Annotated in this window: 13 protein-coding genes; 5 read left to right on the top strand and 8 right to left on the bottom strand. The window is 40.9% G+C overall.

Annotated elements, in window-relative coordinates; genetic code table 11:
- The first annotated feature begins 85 nt into the window (after nucleotides 1-85).
- The 3 genes from bchE (at nucleotide 86) to ACE1CA_RS24905 (ending at nucleotide 2,784) form a co-directional block, all read left to right on the top strand.
- Entirely contained in the window at nucleotides 86-2,128 is a 2,043-nt protein-coding gene (gene bchE / locus ACE1CA_RS24915) for a magnesium-protoporphyrin IX monomethyl ester anaerobic oxidative cyclase (protein ID WP_413277233.1), read from the top strand.
- 254 nt (nucleotides 2,129-2,382) lie between these two features.
- Nucleotides 2,383-2,577, top strand: a complete 195-nt coding sequence (locus tag ACE1CA_RS24910) for a hypothetical protein (protein WP_413277232.1) — start codon at nucleotides 2,383-2,385, stop codon at nucleotides 2,575-2,577.
- Between the two features lie 12 nt (nucleotides 2,578-2,589).
- Nucleotides 2,590-2,784: an RNA-binding S4 domain-containing protein gene (locus tag ACE1CA_RS24905; protein ID WP_413277231.1), complete on the top strand. Its 195-nt coding sequence runs from the start codon at nucleotides 2,590-2,592 to the stop codon at nucleotides 2,782-2,784.
- A 190-nt stretch (nucleotides 2,785-2,974) separates the two neighbouring features.
- Here the strand turns inward: ACE1CA_RS24905 and ACE1CA_RS24900 are convergent, their stop codons facing one another.
- The 3 genes from ACE1CA_RS24900 to ACE1CA_RS24890 all read right to left on the bottom strand — a co-directional run bounded on the left by ACE1CA_RS24900 (nucleotide 2,975) and on the right by ACE1CA_RS24890 (nucleotide 8,265).
- Complete coding sequence (locus tag ACE1CA_RS24900) at nucleotides 2,975-5,494, bottom strand: glycogen/starch/alpha-glucan phosphorylase (RefSeq protein ID WP_413277230.1); 2,520 nt, start codon at nucleotides 5,492-5,494, stop codon at nucleotides 2,975-2,977.
- Between the two features lie 84 nt (nucleotides 5,495-5,578).
- The gene (locus ACE1CA_RS24895) at nucleotides 5,579-6,586 is read right to left on the bottom strand and encodes a 2-hydroxyacid dehydrogenase (protein WP_413277229.1); all 1,008 of its coding nucleotides are present in this window, start codon (nucleotides 6,584-6,586) and stop codon (nucleotides 5,579-5,581) included.
- Nucleotides 6,587-6,663: 77 nt separating this feature from the next.
- Entirely contained in the window at nucleotides 6,664-8,265 is a 1,602-nt protein-coding gene (locus ACE1CA_RS24890; protein WP_413277228.1) for a glucose-6-phosphate isomerase, read from the bottom strand.
- A gap of 500 nt (nucleotides 8,266-8,765) precedes the next feature.
- Between ACE1CA_RS24890 and ppk1 the strand changes: the two genes are divergently transcribed.
- The gene (ppk1, locus tag ACE1CA_RS24885) at nucleotides 8,766-10,913 is read left to right on the top strand and encodes a polyphosphate kinase 1 (RefSeq protein WP_413277227.1); all 2,148 of its coding nucleotides are present in this window, start codon (nucleotides 8,766-8,768) and stop codon (nucleotides 10,911-10,913) included.
- Between the two features lie 122 nt (nucleotides 10,914-11,035).
- Here ppk1 and ACE1CA_RS24880 read toward each other — a convergent pair whose 3' ends face one another.
- From ACE1CA_RS24880 to acsF, 3 genes are all read right to left on the bottom strand, one after another.
- Entirely contained in the window at nucleotides 11,036-12,646 is a 1,611-nt protein-coding gene (locus tag ACE1CA_RS24880) for a S8 family peptidase (RefSeq protein WP_413277226.1), read from the bottom strand.
- Nucleotides 12,647-13,022: 376 nt separating this feature from the next.
- Nucleotides 13,023-13,403, bottom strand: coding sequence for a hypothetical protein (locus ACE1CA_RS24875; protein WP_413277225.1), 381 nt, complete (start codon nucleotides 13,401-13,403; stop codon nucleotides 13,023-13,025).
- A gap of 43 nt (nucleotides 13,404-13,446) precedes the next feature.
- Entirely contained in the window at nucleotides 13,447-14,517 is a 1,071-nt protein-coding gene (acsF, locus tag ACE1CA_RS24870) for a magnesium-protoporphyrin IX monomethyl ester (oxidative) cyclase (RefSeq protein WP_413277224.1), read from the bottom strand.
- Between the two features lie 232 nt (nucleotides 14,518-14,749).
- On the opposite strand from acsF, the gene ACE1CA_RS24865 reads away from it, so the two are divergent.
- Nucleotides 14,750-15,511: a biliverdin-producing heme oxygenase gene (locus tag ACE1CA_RS24865; RefSeq protein ID WP_413277223.1), complete on the top strand. Its 762-nt coding sequence runs from the start codon at nucleotides 14,750-14,752 to the stop codon at nucleotides 15,509-15,511.
- A 146-nt stretch (nucleotides 15,512-15,657) separates the two neighbouring features.
- Here ACE1CA_RS24865 and ACE1CA_RS24860 read toward each other — a convergent pair whose 3' ends face one another.
- Complete coding sequence (locus tag ACE1CA_RS24860; protein WP_413277222.1) at nucleotides 15,658-16,842, bottom strand: glycosyltransferase family 4 protein; 1,185 nt, start codon at nucleotides 16,840-16,842, stop codon at nucleotides 15,658-15,660.
- Nucleotides 16,839-18,086 (bottom strand): glycosyltransferase family 4 protein, encoded by a 1,248-nt coding sequence (locus ACE1CA_RS24855; protein ID WP_413277221.1) that lies wholly within the window; start codon nucleotides 18,084-18,086, stop codon nucleotides 16,839-16,841. The genes ACE1CA_RS24860 and ACE1CA_RS24855 overlap by 4 nt, the downstream gene beginning before the upstream one ends.
- Between the last annotated feature and the right edge of the window lie 6 nt (nucleotides 18,087-18,092).

Genomic DNA, 18,092 nt, shown 5'->3' with positions numbered 1-18,092 from the left:
GTTCAATCTGGGAACGAAAAACAGAGGCTCTGCCTCTTGGTAAAAGTTAAGTTAGACGATTTCCTAACTCTTTGGAGGTCTAAAAATGCGAATTTTATTAATTCAACCCAATTACCATTCTGGAGGCGCTGAAATTGCCGGAAATTGGCCCTCTAGTTGGGTTCCTTATGTTGGTGGTGCCTTAAAAAATGCGGGCTTTACTGACATTGAATTTATCGATGCGATGACTTATTATATCGAGGATGATGAATTAGGGAAAATCATTCGCGATCGCCAACCGGATGTAGTTCTAGCAACAGCAATTACACCGATGATTTATAAGTCTCAAAGTACGCTGAAATTAGTCAAACAAATTTGCCCAAATGCGAAAACAATTATGGGCGGCGTACACCCGACTTATATGTATCGGGAAGTATTAGCAGAAGCACCTTGGGTAGATTACATTATTCGGGGTGAAGGTGAAGAAATTACGGTTAATTTATTGCGTGCGATCGCCAATGGTACAGATGAACAAGAACGCCGCAATATATTAGGAATTGCATTTTTAGAAGAAGGCAAAATTGTTGCTACGCCAGCCCATCCACCAATCAAAGATTTAGACACTCTTACCCCAGATTGGAGTTTACTAAATTGGGATAATTACATTTATACTCCTCTGAATAATAGAGTTGCCGTTCCTAATTATTCGCGTGGTTGTCCTTTCCGGTGTCGCTTTTGTTGTCAGTGGAAATTTTGGCGGAAATATCGTTCGCGATCGCCCAAACATTTCGTTGATGAAATTGAATATTTGGTAAAAGAACATCAAATTGGCTTTTTCATTTTAGCCGATGAAGAACCGACGATTAATAAATCTCGATTTATTGCTTTGTGTAATGAATTGATCGATCGCAACTTAGGCGTTCATTGGGGAATTAACACCAGAGTAACCGATATTTTACGAGATGAAAAAGAACTGCCACTTTATCGCAAAGCCGGATTAGTTCATGTTTCATTAGGAACCGAAGCAGCTGCTCAATTAAACCTTAATTTGTTCCGTAAAGAAACTACGATCGCAGACAATAAAAGAGCAGTACAATTATTGCGAGAAAACGGCATTTTAGCCGAAGTACAATTCATCATGGGATTGCCAAACGAAACGCCAGAAACGATCGAAGAAACGTACCGGATGGCGCGAGATTGGAAAGCAGACATGACGAACTGGAATATGTACACGCCTTGGCCTTTTTCCGAACTGTTTCAAGACTTAGCTGATAGAGTTGAAATCCGCGATTATTCTCATTACAACTTTGTCACGCCAATCATTAAACCAGATAACATGACTAGGGAAGAAGTACTCAAAGGCGTACTTCGCAATTATGCCCGTTTTTATTCTTGGAAATTTCTGGAATATTGGTTTGAAAAAGATTCGTTCAAGCGGCGTTATTTACTCGGTTGTTTGTGGGCTTTTGTGAAGACAACGCTTAATAAACGATTCTACAATTTGAGTCGTGTGAAACAAAAAGGTTTACAAACAGAAATTGAATTTGGTTTTGATGAATCTAAGATTTTGAGTGCCGAACAAATGGCACAATTGAAACAGGAACGATTAGCAGATATTGACTCTTTGGGAACTATTTCCGCCTGTGGTGCTCCCAACGAAGTATCAGAAGGTAATGACTACATCAAAGCTCAACAGCAGCATGGAATGATTCAAGTTGCTGTAATTGAAGATGATGAACAAACTCGGATTAATTTACGGGTTAATTTGCGATCGCAAGATGGGATTGAAGTTGCCAGCGAAGCGACAAATGCGGAAACAGGGTTAGTGTTATTGGAATCAATTGACGTAGATGTTGCAGTTGTAGATAGCACTTTACCAGATATGGATTTAAAGAAATTTATTCGGAATGCGCGTAAAGTTCAAGCCAATTCTTACGTTATTCCATCAAAAATTTTGGTGTTGGTAAACCCTGAACAAACATCAATTTTAGATACTTTAACTACTGGAAATGATGCGTTTTATGCCGATGGATTTTGTGCCAAAGATGGAAACCTGGAAAAATTAGCAGAAGCGGTGCGAATCATTCACAAAAAAGGGAAATATCAAGACCCAGATCTGGCTCATCTTAGAATAGGATTGTCAGTTTAAAAATGGTTTAGTTGTAGGGAAAAATAATGTAGGGGTAATTTATGAATTATCCCTACCACAGCCAACGGCATAGTACGATCGCACTTGTAATCGAAAACCCTTATTTTGGGGGCTGGGATTTCTCGTAAATCAAGCATTTCACGAATTAATTAGGTTTACTTATCACCAGAAGTAAGAGACAGCCTGTTTTTCCTGAAGAACATTGAGCTAAATTAACGAGAAAGAGACCTACTTTATCCTGAAGTTCCCCAACTATGAGTGCTACTAAAATTGACTCAGTTGTTACCATTCGCCAGTTTACTTTAGCCGTGTTCTATAACGCCTCGATCGAAGCATGGCAGTTTCGCATTCTCAGTCCCGGTGGAGAAGTGTTTGGATTGAATAAAATTTATTTCTCGCCAGAAGCGGCATTAAAAGCTGGATTAAAGTGGATTGGTACAGGAAATTAACTGGGGTAAGCTATGACAGATCAAACAATTAAGCTTGACCAATTTTTGAAGTTAAAGGGAATCACGTCAACTGGTGGACAAGCAAAGCTGATGATTCAATCAGGCGAAGTGAAAGTAAATGGTAGCCTAGAAACGCGACGTGGACGACAATTAGTGAAGGGCGATCGCGTCACCGTAGCAGATAAAACTTTTATAGTCGAGTTATGATTTGCTCTGTGTTTATAACAAACATTGCCCACTTATTAAGATTGCAGGGGAGCAGGGGGGCAGGGGAAAGAATTAGACGAATTTTCTTCTGTTTCCAAACAATCCAATTTAAATGCGGAACAGCTTATTGAAACAGATCCTTGGCTTTTTGTAGAGACGTTGCACGCAACGTCTCTACATTGTTCGTTTGTTAGCTAAGTTTTATGTCGTTCGATTGACTGTATTCGGGTACATCTACTTTGACAGAGGGAACTTTCCAGATGTTTTTCAGATAGTCACTAATGGATCGATCGCTAGAGAATTTACCCATCCGCGCTACATTTAAAATCGACATCCAAACCCATTTTTCTCGATCGCGATAAGCTTGACTTACCCGGTCTTGACATTCGATGTATGATTGATAATCTGCTAGTAACAGATAATCGTCACGATATAGCAGAGAATCCACCAGTGGCTTAAACAAATTTGGATCGCCGTGAGAGAAAAAGCCGGAGGAAATGCGATCGATCGCTAACTTCAATTCTGGATTGCTATTGTAATAATCCCAAGGATTATATCCAGCAGCTTTCTTCTGCGAAACTTCTTGAGCAGTTAATCCAAATAAGAAGAAATTCTCCTCTCCTACCGCTTCTCGAATTTCGATATTTGCACCGTCGAGAGTTCCAATTGTCAGCGCACCGTTCATGGAAAACTTCATGTTACCTGTTCCCGAAGCTTCTTTACCTGCGGTAGAAATTTGTTCGGAAAGATCGGCAGCAGGGTAGACACGCTGGGCAAATTTGACGTTGTAATCTGTTAGGAAGACTACTTTGAGACGATCGCGCATATCCGGGTCAGTGTTGACTACATCTGCGATCGAATTAATCAACTTAATAATTAATTTTGCCATGTAGTAACCGGGAGCCGCCTTACCACCAAACAGGAAAGTTCGAGGCGTAACATCTAAATTTGGATTAGCCTTGATCCGGTTGTACAAAGTGATAATGTGCAGCGCATTTAAGTGTTGGCGTTTGTATTCATGAATGCGTTTTGCTTGAATATCAAACAGCGAATTAGGATCGATCGTAATGTTGTAACTTGTCTGAATGTAATTCGCTAAATCTTGTTTGACTTCTTGTTTTACTTTATGGAACTCTTTACGGAAATTAGTGTCATATAAAAAGTTTTCCAGTTTCCGTAAATCATCCAAATTTTTCACCCAACTATCGCCAATTTTGCTAGTAATTAGGTTTGCCAAACGGGGGTTACTTAAAACCATGAAACGGCGAGGAGTCACACCATTAGTAACATTGGTGAACTTCTCTGGATACATTTCATAAAAGTCATGCAGGGTTGTCTTTTTCAGTAGTTCGCTATGTAACTCAGCGACTCCATTAATGGCAAAGCTACCAACACAAGCGAGATTTGCCATGCGAACATATCTTTCGCCACTTTCATCGATGATTGACATCCGACGGAGGCGATCGAAATCATCAGGAAATTTGATGCGAACTTCGTCTAAGAAACGACTATTGATCTCATAAATAATTTTCAGATGACGGGGAAACAAACTACCAAACATATTTAGCGACCAACGTTCCAACGCTTCTGGCAATAGCGTATGATTGGTGTAAGCGAAAGTTTTAGTAGTAATATTCCAAGCTTTATCCCAATCAAAACCATGCTCATCTAACAACAATCGCATGAGTTCAGCAACAGCAATAGTTGGGTGAGTATCGTTTAACTGAATCGCATAATGTTCGTGGAACCTTTCTAAGGTTAGGTTTTGCACCTGCATCATCCGAATCATGTCTTGCAAAGAGCAAGAAACAAAGAAGAATTGTTGCTCTAACCGCAGTTGTTTACCTTCGTAAGATTCATCATTAGGATAGAGAACTTTGGTAATGTTTTCGCTCTCACTTTTTTCGTGAACTGCGCCGAAGTAATCTCCTTTGTTAAAGGCTTCAAAATCAAAAGATTCTGTTGCTTCTGCTTTCCATAATCTTAAAGTGTTAGCAGTATTGGTTTGAAAACCTAAAATTGGAGTGTCATAAGGAACGCCTTTAACTACTTTAAAGGGAATCCATTTGACGCGATAACGACCATGTTCGTCGATAAAATCTTCAGTGTGACCGCCAAATTTTACCTCTAATTCTGCTTCTGGACGAGCTACTTCCCAAGGATTACCGTAGCGCAACCATTTATCAGTAATTTCGACTTGCCAACCATCTTTGATTTCTTGGTCAAAAATTCCATATTCGTAGCGGATACCATAACCGATCGCCGGAATTTCCAATGTCGCCAATGAGTCAATATAGCAAGCAGCTAACCTTCCTAAACCACCATTTCCTAATCCGGGTTCTTCTTCTTGTTCTAGTAAGTCAGTCAGGCTAAGTCCTAAATCTTCCATTGCCTGCTTCACTACATTATACAGCCCCAAATTAATCAAATTATTGCCCAAATGTGGCCCTAATAAAAATTCGGCTGATAGGTAAGCGACGGTGCGAGGTGCTTTTTCTAGGTAAGTTTCGGTGGTATTTAGCCAACGGTTGAGCAACCGATCGCGCACCGTGTACGCCAACGCCATGTAATAATCGTTTTTAGTGGAAATCTTGGGAAATTTTGCTTGAATGTAGAACAAGTTATCCAAGAAAGCTCGCTTCAGGGTTTCGATATTAATCCCCGTGCGATCGTCTTCAATTTGGATATTATTAGGAAGAATGCTGACCATAATTCAAAGTTCTCCTGATTAAAAATTTGAAATTTTTGGATTTGGAGTTTTAGAATTTCTAAATCGAAAATCTAAAAGGGAAAATTACGCAAGTGGTTGATAAACTACTTCGTTTTTCAAAGGTTGACCTTCTGCAAAATCGCTGATGTTGGCTAGGGTAGTGGTAGCGATCGCTTCGAGTGCATTGCGGGTAAAGAAAGCTTGGTGGGCAGTAATTACTACATTCTGGAAAGATTGCAACAATTGAAAAGTATCATCTAAGATCACTGTATCCGAAAGGTCTTGAAAGAAAATCTCATCTTCCTGTTCGTAAACATCAATCCCCAAGTAACCAATTTTGCCTGACTTAATCCCTTCGATCGCAGCAGCAGTGTCAATCAAAGCACCCCGACTAGTGTTAATTAACATCGTACCCGGTTTCATTTGTGCAATAGTGTTTGCATTAATTAAATGATGGGTTTCTGGTAATAAAGGACAGTGGAGCGAGATAATATCAGAGTTGGCTAAAAGTTCTGGTAGGGAAACATAACGGGCGTTGTCGATCGCTGTAAAACCATTGTTAGGGTAAGCATCATAGCCCAACAAATAACAACCAAAACCCTTCATAATCTCAGCAAATATCATACCAATCTTGCCAGTACCCACAACCCCAACTGTGCAACCATGCAAATCAAAACCTAGCAAACCTTCCAAAGAAAAGTTATCATCTCGGACTCGGTTGTAGGCTTTGTAAATTTTTCGGTTTAGTGTCAATACTAAAGCAGCGGCGTGTTCTGCAACCGCATAAGGCGAATACGCAGGTACGCGCACTACTTTAATGCCTAATTCTGCGGCTCGTTGCAAGTCTACGGTGTTATATCCTGCACATCGTAGCGCTAACAAGCGAGTTCCCTGAGCAGCAAGAATCTCCAGCGTTGTCGCATTGGCAATGTCGTTGACAAACATACAAACAACGGGAAAATCTGCCGCTAATACAGCAGTATTGGGGTTGAGTTGACCTTCAAAAAAGGTCAGTTCGTGTTGGTAGTTGACGTTTGCTGCGGTAAATGATTTACGATCGAACGATTTAGCACTGAAAAAAGCAACTTTCATAAGCTTAGGGGACGGGGGTAGGGGTTAGGGGGTAGGGGTTAGGGAAAAACTTCTCGAACCCCTGGAGCCCTTCTGTATTAGATTGAAACTTGTAGTCTGGAAGGGTTGGCGCGATCGCCTTCTAACCGTACACGCTGATTTGCTGCTAAATGTCGGACAATTTTGTAAACGGTTTCAATTTCCTCAGCTGCGTCTGCTCTTTCAGCTAAAGTTGTTAGGTCTGATTGCCCGGTATTTCTTAAAGTTTCCAAAATTTTCCGCTGTAAATCTATGACTGATGCAGCGGCTTTTTTCCCTGCTTCCACTCCAGGTTGGTGGTAAGCGTTGATGTTCACCAAAGAAGCATAAAATCCTACAGCCCTTTCATAGAGAGCGATTAAAGCTCCTACGGTACGAGGATTTACTTGGGAAATGGTGATGGTGATAGAGTCTCGACCATTTTCGTATAAAGCTTGTCTTGTTCCTTGCAAGAAGCCGGAGAGAAAATCCCCGGAAGTTGCATCTGATTCTACTTCTAGTTGGTAGCTATTTTGCTCGAACCATTCGGCCGATCGATCTTCCAACACTTCAATAAAAGTAGCAAAAAAGTTCGGCACTCCTTCCCTGAGTTGCTGCACGTAAGCGTGCTGATCGGTGGAGCCTTTGTTGCCGTAAACTGCAATCCCTTGATGAACGATGTTGCCGTCTAAGTCTTTCTCTTTCCCCAAGGATTCCATGACCAATTGTTGCAGGTAACGGGAGAACAACAACAAACTGTCTTTGTAAGGCAAAATCACCATATCTTTCTCGCCTTTACCATTTCCGGCATAGTACCAAGCCAGGGCGAGTAAAGCGGCTGGATTTCTTTTCACATCAGGCACACGGGTTGCTTCGTCCATTTCTTTTGCGCCTTCTAGAAGCGATCGAATGTCAATCCCCAGCAACGAAGCCGACAACAACCCTACTGCTGACATCTCGGAAGTGCGTCCTCCCACCCAATCAAACATGGGAAACTCAGCTAACCAACCTTCCACTCGCTCTAGTTCGTCCATTTTGCTACCGGGAACGGTGATAGCAACTGCATGACGAGGGAAGGGCAAACCTTCTTTGTCGTAGAAGTTGTGGACTTCTAACATTCCATTGCGGGTTTCGGGCGTACCCCCAGATTTGCTGGTGACGATGACTAGCGTGCTTTTGAGCCGATCTTTTGCTTTTAAGCGATTTAGGGTTCGATCGATTCCTGCGGGATCGGTGTTGTCGATAAAATGTATTTCCATTGGTGGAGAGTCGGCAGCCAAAGCTTCTGAAACAAATTCTGGGCCTAATGCTGAACCACCAATCCCGATCGAAAGAATATCTGTGAATCGATCGCCTGTGGGAGAAGTAATGTCACCTTCACGAATCCGGCGTGCGAAATCTTCAATGTCAGACAGGGTATTCACGATCTCTTCTCTGAGTTCTGCTGGTGCGCGATCGGGATCGCGGAGCCAGTAGTGTCCCACCATCCGATCTTCGTCGGGATTGGCGATCGCACCTGCCTCCAACTCCTCCATATCTCTAAAAGCCTTCTCAAACTTAGGTTCCAATTCCTCCACTAGTGCATCATCAAACCGCATCCGGCTTACGTCCAGATACAAATCTAAGCCTTCGTGGTAGTAAAGCCAGTCTTGATAGCGTTGCCAAAGTTCATCGTTACCCATATCAGCCTCATGCAAGAAAAAAATTGAAAATTAGCAGATAATCCTGTATTCATAAGAAATTTGATTGGCACGAGTTCGAGATGTCCTTGTTTGACTTTGAAGATTTGGCTATTGTAGCTATCGTCTTTGTTAATTTAAATTTTTCACCTTCAAAGTTGAATGAATAATTAAATTAGAAAGGTAAATATTCCAATCTTTAATTCATTCTCATGACAAAAGTCGAACCATTCCCGCAAAGCACAGCATAAACATTTTCTATTAAGATTAGTTTAATTAGAAATTATCTAGAGATGAAAATCTCCTCAAAGAAATTTTTGTTTTTTTTAACAATTTTTCAGTAGTACTTTGTAGGAAAATTGACTAAGTGTTATTAAGCAAAGTAGACCTATATTTTTTTGAGAACGAGTTGTAAAATCAGCCTAAAGGTTTTACAATTTGTTGTCATCGTTTTAGTTGAATCTAATTTAGTTGTCCAAATATCCTAAGTAACTTTCATCATTATGGCTAAACATAAAGAACATAAAGAAGACGTTGCAGGAATTAATCTAAGTGACGCGAAGTACTATCTCAACCGGGAACTGAGTTGGTTGGAGTTCAATCGTCGGGTGTTACAGGAAGCGATCGATCCCCGCACACCCTTACTAGAACGAGTGAAATTTGCGGCTATCTTTAGTTCCAACCTCGATGAATTCTTCATGGTGCGAGTAGCAAGTTTGCAAAGACAAGTAGAATCCCAAGTCGCCACCTTGACTCCTGATGGAAGAACAGCCCAACAACAATTAGATGAAATCAGCCAGCGTCTTCATCCAATGGTGACTCAGTTACAGGAGTTATTTGAAACAGAAATACGTCCGCAATTGGCAGCCCAAGGAGTTCATTTATTAAAATACGCCGAGTTAAATCAGACTCAACGCGATTATTTAAAACAATATTTTCAAAAGCGGGTATTTTACCTCCTAACTCCCTTGGCAGTCGATCCGGCTCACCCATTTCCGGTAATGTCGAATTTGAGTTTAAATTTGGCAGTGGTGCTTAAAGATCCAGAAACCGGAGAAACAGGATTTGCTCGCATCAAAGTGCCAGATACTTTACCTCGCTTGGTGCCATTGCCAGAGGAAGTATATCCGAAGAGCGATCGCCCAGTAGTTTGGGCAGGAGTTTGTCTGGAAGAAATAGTGGCAGATAACTCGGCAGCGCTGTTTCCAGGGATGATAATTGAGGAGCAACATTTATTTCGGATTACCCGCGATGCTGACTTGAGCGTTCAGGAAGAAGAAGCGGATGATTTAGTAGAAGCGATCGCCCAAGAGCTAGGAAAACGTCGTTTTGGTGGCTCAGTGGTTCGATTTCAGTTTCCTCCCACCATGTCCGAATTTGTCAAGCAAACCCTAATCAAGGGGATGAAAGTAGACTCCAACGATATGTACATGACCCAAGGTTGGTTGGGAATGCGAGATTTTATGTCTTTGATGGCATTACCCTTACCCCACCTCAAAGATCGACCTTGGACTCCTGTAGTTCCCCAACGCTTGCGCCATCTGAGCACAGAGCAAATCTTGGGTAAAACGACAACCGAGAATATTTTCTACGTCATTCGTCAAGGCGATTTGTTGGTGCATCACCCATATCAGTCCTTTGCCGCATCGGTAGAAACTTTTATTACTCAAGCGGCTCACGATCCTGACGTGCAAGCAATTAAAATGACTTTGTACCGCACCTCCAGCGATTCGCCAATTATTAAAGCCTTGATTGCTGCGGCGCAGAATGGTAAACAGGTTGTGGCTTTGGTAGAAATTAAAGCCAGATTTGACGAAGAAAGTAACATTAACTGGGCAAAAGCTTTAGAAGAAGCGGGAGTTCATGTAGTGTATGGTGTCATGGGTTTGAAGACACATACAAAAGTGTTACTGGTGATTCGCTCCGAAGGCGATGATTTTCGCCGCTATTGTCATATTGGCACGGGGAATTATAACGCCAAGACTGCGAAGATTTACACTGATTTAGGATTGCTGACTTGCCGGGAAGAACTGGGTGCAGATTTGATAGATTTGTTCAATTATTTGACAGGTTTTTCTAAACAAAAGTCGTTTCGGAAATTGTTGGTAGCTCCGGTAACATTGCGCGATCGCATGGAAGCCTTAATTCGTCGGGAAACTGACCATGCTAAAAACGGAAAATCCGGTCGCATCATCGCCAAAATGAACGCACTGATCGACCCCGGCATCATTAAAACCTTGTACGAAGCATCTCAAGCTGGCGTGCAAATTGACTTGATTGTGCGAGGAATGTGCTGTTTGCGTCCAGGTGTGCCAGAAGTGAGCGAAAATATCCGCTTGATTAGCATTGTCGGACGTTATCTAGAACATTCTCGCATTTTCCACTTCCACAACAACGGCGAGGAAGAGGTATATATTGGTAGTGCGGATTGGATGGAGCGCAATCTCGATAGACGAGTGGAAGCAGTCACCCCAGTTGAAGACCCCACCTGTGCAAAGGAATTAAAAGAAATCCTCGATATCCTGTTAGCAGATAATCGTCAGGCATGGGAACTTAAATCTGATGGTACTTACGTTCAGCGTCAACCTACCGAAGATAACCCAGAAAAAAGTGCCCAAATTATTCTGATGGAACGGGAAGGAAACTTTTAGGGACAGTCACTTAAAGATGAGTAAGTAGCCTCTATAAGTAGGGTGCGTATAGCCTGCGGTATTTAAGAAAAACGCCAGTGTAACGCACCATTCCACCATATTTAGCCACTGCGTAAGTGCTATTAAAAATCGATCAATAGCCCAGTTAATATCCCAGTTGGATCGGCTGTTGTAGTCAGGATATTTTCTACCGTAACAGGTGATAGATTGGGATTGGCACTTAAAATCAAAGCAGCTGTTCCCGCTACATAAGGAGCAGCCATTGATGTACCAGTTTTAGTTTCATATTCGTTAAAATCAGATGTGGAATAAACATCTACTCCTGGTGCAACTACATAATCGATCGGTGTAAAACCAGCATCGTTAGAAAAAGCAGGAATAACTTTATTGCGATCGACTGCGCCACCAGCAATGCCAAAATGGGTAGCATAACGAGCCGGATAAATAGGCGTAAGGCTACTATCGTTTCCAGCTGCTGAAACAACAACAACACCTTTTTCAAAAGCTTCTTTAATAGCTCCTGCTGTTCTAACTGTTTGAGATTGAGACAAAGTACCCAAGCTTAAGTTGATTACATTTGCTCCGTTCCTAATAGCATAAAGAATGCCATTAGCGACATCATCATCAGTTCCAGAAGGGAGGTCATTTTTAGGCAATCTTTCAAGTACCTTTATTGGCATAATTTTGGCATTAAAAGCTACTCCAGTTATGCCAATATTGTTATTTTCTGCGGCAATTATTCCGGCTACACTAGTACCGTGACCGTCTAAATCTAGTGGCTGATTGTTACTACTGAAAAAATTCCAACCGCGAACATCGTCAATAAAACCATTGCGATCGTCATCAATTCCATTTCCAGCAATTTCTCTGGTATTTACCCAAATATTATTATCTAAGTCAGGGTGAAAGTAATCAACTCCACTATCTATAACTGCCACGACAATTCCCTGTCCAGTGACACCTCTTTGCCAAACTTCTGGAGCTTTGATCATATCTAATCCCCAGTTATTACCACCTAAATTGGGAACATCGGGAAAAGTATTTTGTCCAGTTGCTTTAGCGACTGCTGCTGCTGCATTTACTAAACCATAACCGAATGTACGATTAAAAGGAAATGGGGAATATTTACGTCCTTCAACAAAACTATTAACCAAAAAATGTTCCCATAATTGACGGTTAGTTAAAGAAGCTAAATCTCGATTGTTAGTTCGGTAAGAATTCAGGTCAACAAAGGGTGAAAATATTCGTCCTTCATTGATACCAGATTGGTATAAATGGTCAAATAACTGACGGTAGTTTAAGTTAGCTAAATCGGAGTTTACCGATCGATAAAAATTGAGATCGATAAATCTAGAAAAAACTCGCCGTTCATTCAAGCCAAAGTTAGGATTAGCGAAGTGCGCTAAAGCATCTCTTTTACTGTATAGAGCTAACTGAGGGTTGCTATCTTGGTAAAATTGTAGGTCTAGAAAAGGTGAAAATTTTCGCCCTTCTGACAAACCTACATTAGCAAAATGGTTGAATAGGTCGAGATTTCCTAAGTTTCTTAAATCGCGGTTACTAGAGCGATAAAAATTTAAGTCAATGAAGGGTGAAAACGATCGGCTCTCAGCTATACCAGCATTTCTCCAGTGTGCAAAAGCTTGCTGGTTATCCAAGTTAGCTAAATCGGGATTCTGGGAGCGATAGAAATCAGCGTTAAACAGACTATCTAGTGCAGTAGAAGTAGCCATACATGATTCCCTCAAGAATTGACTAAAAAGCAAGTTGTAAATCTTGACTTAATCTCTGATATGTCTGAACGAATGTTACTTATGCAGTTTGCTCTCCCAAATCTACTATTAATATTTTTAATCCAGTCAAAACTTATCTAGCTGTTGCTATATCACTCCGCACAATGAAATGCGATCGTCGTTCTAATTACCAAAACTTTGAGACTCGATCGCGCTTAAGCAATTTATGGCAAATTTTTTTTATTTCGTCAAGGCACATTTCTTAATATTTTTATAAAAATTTGTTACTTCTACTTGACGTATTCTGCTATACTTTTTGATTTTTTACTGACAAAACTAAGGCTATAAATAATAATTTAGTTTGATTAATGGAGAGCTACTCAATTTTAACAAATTTACTATTTTGAACTTGAATTAATGTATCAGGACGCTGTTGCTGAAAGAAAAATTCACGTTCGCCTGTTTTGTTGTTAAACTTAAATTGTCCGGTGATTCCCTTTACTGTAAATTTTGGATTTCTGAGTATACTGTCTAATTTTTCACGAGTTAGATTTGGTTGTTTAAGTAGTTTTTGTAAACCTGTTGCGATCGCTCTCATTGTATCTTTAGCTGTCGATGAGCGCCAAGTATTTAATTCGGTTTTCCAGAGTTTCTCAAATGATTCTTTTTCCTGCTGATTAGGAAAGTAGGGAACTGATAAGTCTCTTCCCCATTCGACTTTGGCGCGATTTAAAAATTTATGCAGTTCCCTAAGCAAGATCCCCGACTTCTTCAAGAAGTCGGGGATCTGGTAGAATTTTTTAACGCACGGTTCCTCGCAAGGCTTCTGCATCAACACCTTTGAGCAGATAAATCCGTAGCAAATGACCGAAAATTGATAACTGCAATGGTAATTTCCGTAACGCTTTCAACCATTTGGGTTGAGAACTACCATCAATTTGGGACATCTGTAAATTTAGATCGGAACTGCGATGTAGGCGATCGAAAAACTCTGGATTTTCTGTATCTAGAACTGAAGGGAAAGCGCGTGCAGCTGATTCGTTAGTTTTGCGAATTACTTCCGCATCAAATTTCGTTGCATCTAATCCCAATACTTTATAAAATCCTGTTCTTTCGTGAACAGTTAAAGTGTGAGTGGCAAAAACTGTCAGCAAGAAAAACCGACTCCACAAGCGAGATTGCCAAGTTTGCCACAGTTTTGGTTGCGATCGCAACAATGCTTTAAAAATATCTCCGTGACGGTTTTCATCCTGACACCAACTTTCAAAATAGCGGAATAAAGGATAAAACTGATTTTCAGGATGTTTTTCTAAATGGCGATAAATAATGATGTAGCGCCAATAACCAATTTTTTCGGACAAATAAACTGTGTAAATTACCCATTCGATCGGGAAAAATGTGTAAACCCGATTCTTTGTCAAATAACCCAAATCCATCGTACAGCCAAAATCCCCCATTGCCTTATTGAGGAATCCCGCATGACGCGCTTCATCTCTCGCCATCAAATTAAACATTTCCGATAACAGCGGACTGCGATCCTTTAATTTGCGCGAAAGTTCCTTAAACAGCAAAAACCCGGAAAACTCAGAAACGCAAGATCTCTCCAAATAATTAATAAAAGCTTGTCTGTCTTCTCCCGTAATATGATCCCAAGACTCATTAAACGCTTCATCCCTAACAAAGTGGTGACGGTTGTAATCCGCCCGCATTTCTGCCAACATTGCCTGTAATTCGGTGTCTTGGGCAGATAAATCCATTTGGGCCGCAGTTTCAAAGTCTGTCGTATAAAATCTCGGTGTGAGGATGTTTTCCTTTAGTGCTTTTGTTTTACCTGCTAACTCCTGAGAGGGCTTTGGCGGAGAAGTAACCATAGTGTTTGTCTCGCTATAACTCAATAGTTTTTAAGTTATACTACTTGCCGCCTCTTGAAAAGATCTTTGTGTGGAAAAGGTAACAAACGTTAATCTTACTGTAACTTTGTTAAGTTATGAAAACTGTTTCACATTTAATCGCCTAATGGTTATAGAGTATTAAAAGTCTTTTGGTGGGATGGATAAAGATGCCTGCTGAAAGCGCATTGTCTTAGAAAAGAGGTAAATTGAGATGAGTCACGATTTAGCCAACAGTCTGCGAGAAGGCACGAAACATTCTCATACTGCTGCGGAAAATACTGCTTATATGAAGTGTTTTCTTAAAGGAATTGTTGAAAGAGAACCATTCCGCAAGTTGCTGGCAAATCTGTATTTAGTCTACACTACTTTAGAAGATTCTTTGCGGCGTTATCAGGATCATCCAGTGTTAGGAGTGATGTATTTTCCTGAGTTAAATCGCACGGCAAATTTAGAGAAAGATTTAGCTTATTATTATGGTGAAAATTGGCGGGAAGAGATTGCTGCTTTACCTGCTGGTAAGGTTTATGTCGATCGCCTCCAAGAAATCGCCAACAACGACCCAGTGCTTTTAATTGCTCACAGTTATACTCGTTACATGGGCGATCTGTCTGGTGGACAAGCTTTAAAAAATATTATTCGATCGGCATTGAATTTACCACCAGATGAAGGTACCGGATTACACGACTTTGAACAAATTCCCACTGTAGAAGCTAGACGAGAATTTAAGGAAAAGTATCGCCAAGCTTTGAACTCTTTAGCGATCGATGAAGCTACAATTCAACGCATAGTAGAAGAAGCCAACTATGCGTTTAAATTAAATCGAGATGTGATGCACGATTTAGAAGAAGATGTCAGATTGGCGATCGGCGATCATGTATTTGATTTACTCACCCGTCAAGATAAACCAGGTAGCACAGAACGACCTGCTCATGGTACAACAGGCGAAGCTGTAGTAGTTGGATATAGTGCTTAGAGTAAAAATTTTCATACTCCCGCAAAAGCTGGGTTTCTTTAGAAAAAAAGCCGTTTCTAAGTCCAGAAGCCCGGTTTTTTGAGTATCAAAAATTAGCATGGAGATACAAGGCTAGATGGTTTTAGCTAAACAATCTAGCAAAAAATTCAAATTAAACTTTCATAAGTGTTATTTGCCAGCTGGATTGCTCTGTTTCCGATTTTTAAAGAGGAGTGGAGTGTTGTATACACTTTTAAAGTTTCAGCGCTAATTTCATCCCAGTTAAAGTGAGTTTGGACATATTTCTGGGCATTTTTAGCCATTACTGCCATTTCCTCTGGATGATTAATTGCCCAATCTAAAGTGCTAATACAGGAGTCTAAATTTTCCACTTGGAACGCTAAACCCCTTCGCTCAGATATTAGTTGCTCGTGGACAGGAATATTACTGGCAACTACCGGAATACCTTCTTGCATTGCTTCCAACATTGCTAAGGGTAGTCCTTCTAATTTGGAAGGAAGCACAAATAATCCAGCACCTCGAATAAGTTCTGCTAAATGAGAGCCTTTTTGTTGACCAGCAAATATAATATTTTCGTTATTTGCTGCCATGTTGACTAGTTTTGTAGAGTATTCAGCAGTATCGCTGGTGCCACCAACAAGAGCTAATTTCCATCCTTGTGGTTGGAGTTTTTGGAATGCTTGAATCAGCAAATCGGGGCATTTTTCTGGTACGAGTCTGCCTAAAAATAGAATGTACTTTTGCTGTGTTAAACCAAGGGAAGTACCAAAAGTAAATTCCGGGTCTGATTGAGCTAAAACAGAAGCGGCGTTGGGAATATAAGTTGTCTGTTTGTTATAGGTTTTTTGGAAATAGGAGCGCAGGTCTTCGGAAACAACTATGATTTCGTCAGCAAAGCGTACTGCTGCTCGTTCCCCGTAGTATAGTAATTTCCCAGGAGCTTTTTGCCATTTGGCACGCTGCCAGTCTAAGCCATGACAGGTGACGACGATTTTCGCTGAGGTGGTGAGTTTTGGTAGCCAGCAAAAAAGTGATGGCCCTAAAGCATGGAAATGAACTATATCATATTGCTGTCTTCCAGAGGCGATCGCCCCCAGTGCAGAACTCAGTAGCGCATCCATTCCTCCAGCATACAAGCAAGGTAAAGAGACAACGTTAACTCCCTGATAGTCGTAACTTTCCAGCGAGGTGGATTCAGTATAGGAAGAACGGGCGAACAAATCTACTGAATGACCTTGTGCTACCAAACGCGGATAAATCTCTTCACAATGATGTTCGATTCCACCTTGTTTAGCGGGTAAGCCTTTGACACCAATTACAGCTATTTTCATGGAGAAACCCCTGTTAGACTTGTGAGATGCTGATTTTTTGATAAAGAACTGCGCTGTTGCCAACGCTCCAACATATCTTTGTAGATGTCACCCACTACAGTCTTTGCACTATAGGGTGCAGCAGCTTCAACACAGGCTTCGATCGGATAATCGCGTGGATTGTAGAGTATCCTACCCAAAGCATCTGCAATAGCAACTGGCGTGCGTTCTTCGCAAATCACTCCACTCTTAGGAGAAAGTAAGTTAGGAGTTTCACCACATCGAGTTGTTACTATCGGTGTTCCGCAGGCTAGTGCTTCCAGAACTACTAATGGTAAACCTTCGTAAGCACTGGTTAAGATAAAGGCACTGCAAATTTTTTGCAATTTTGCTAGTTCGTTTTGGTTAATTGCTCCTAGCATTGTTACTTGGTTTTGCAGTCCTAAGCGATCGATCTCTGAAGATACTTTATCCCGCAAATCTCCATCACCTGCTATTAGCAAATGAACGTTTGAATTGTTTAAAGCAGCAATAGATTGCACCAATAAAATCGGGTCTTTTTGAGGATGCAATCGACCAGCAAAAAGAATAAATTTTGTCTCTTCTGATTTACCCATTTGCTCTGCCAAATTGAGTCTTTCCCGCTCTTTCTCATCCCAGGTTAGGGGATAACAGATTTCGTTGTCTACCGTATTTTTTACATATTTCACTTTGTCTGCTATTTGGGGATAGCGTTCTCTATATAATTTCGCTGATTCTGTGTTGCAAGAGAGTACTTCGGTGAATTGTTTAACTAATAGCCGTTCGATCGCAAAATATGCTGCTGGTAAGTAACGCCACGCGATCGCATCTTTTCCACTCTGAGAACTTATTTGTTTATGAATATCATTGTGAACAAATAGAGTTTTTTCTCCTTTCCAATTCAATGCTGCCGCTGTTGGCTCCAATCTATGAAAGTGCATAAAATCAGAAGCCAGCTGACGACCAAAAAGTGCCGCAGTATACTTAATCGTGGTGGGGATTAGCTTTCTGACATTATCATTTTCTATGTAAAGTACAGGCATAAACTTAATTGCTTTGCCTGCTAACTCAGCTTCCTGCCATTTCCCGATCGGCTGGCGCGGATCGTCTCCTGTTCCCACCAGTCTTACTGCAAATTCTTCGGGAGCGTATTTAACAAAATTTTTAATAACAGTCTGGATTCCCCCGATACTACTACGCCAAGGGTTGAATTGGTAAAAAATCGTTAAAATTGGCTTATCCATGATTAA

It is taken from the genome of Floridaenema evergladense BLCC-F167, assembly GCF_041929205.2.
Classification (GTDB): domain Bacteria; phylum Cyanobacteriota; class Cyanobacteriia; order Cyanobacteriales; family Aerosakkonemataceae; genus Floridanema; species Floridanema evergladense.
This window is presented reverse-complemented; position numbering and strand designations above follow the sequence as displayed.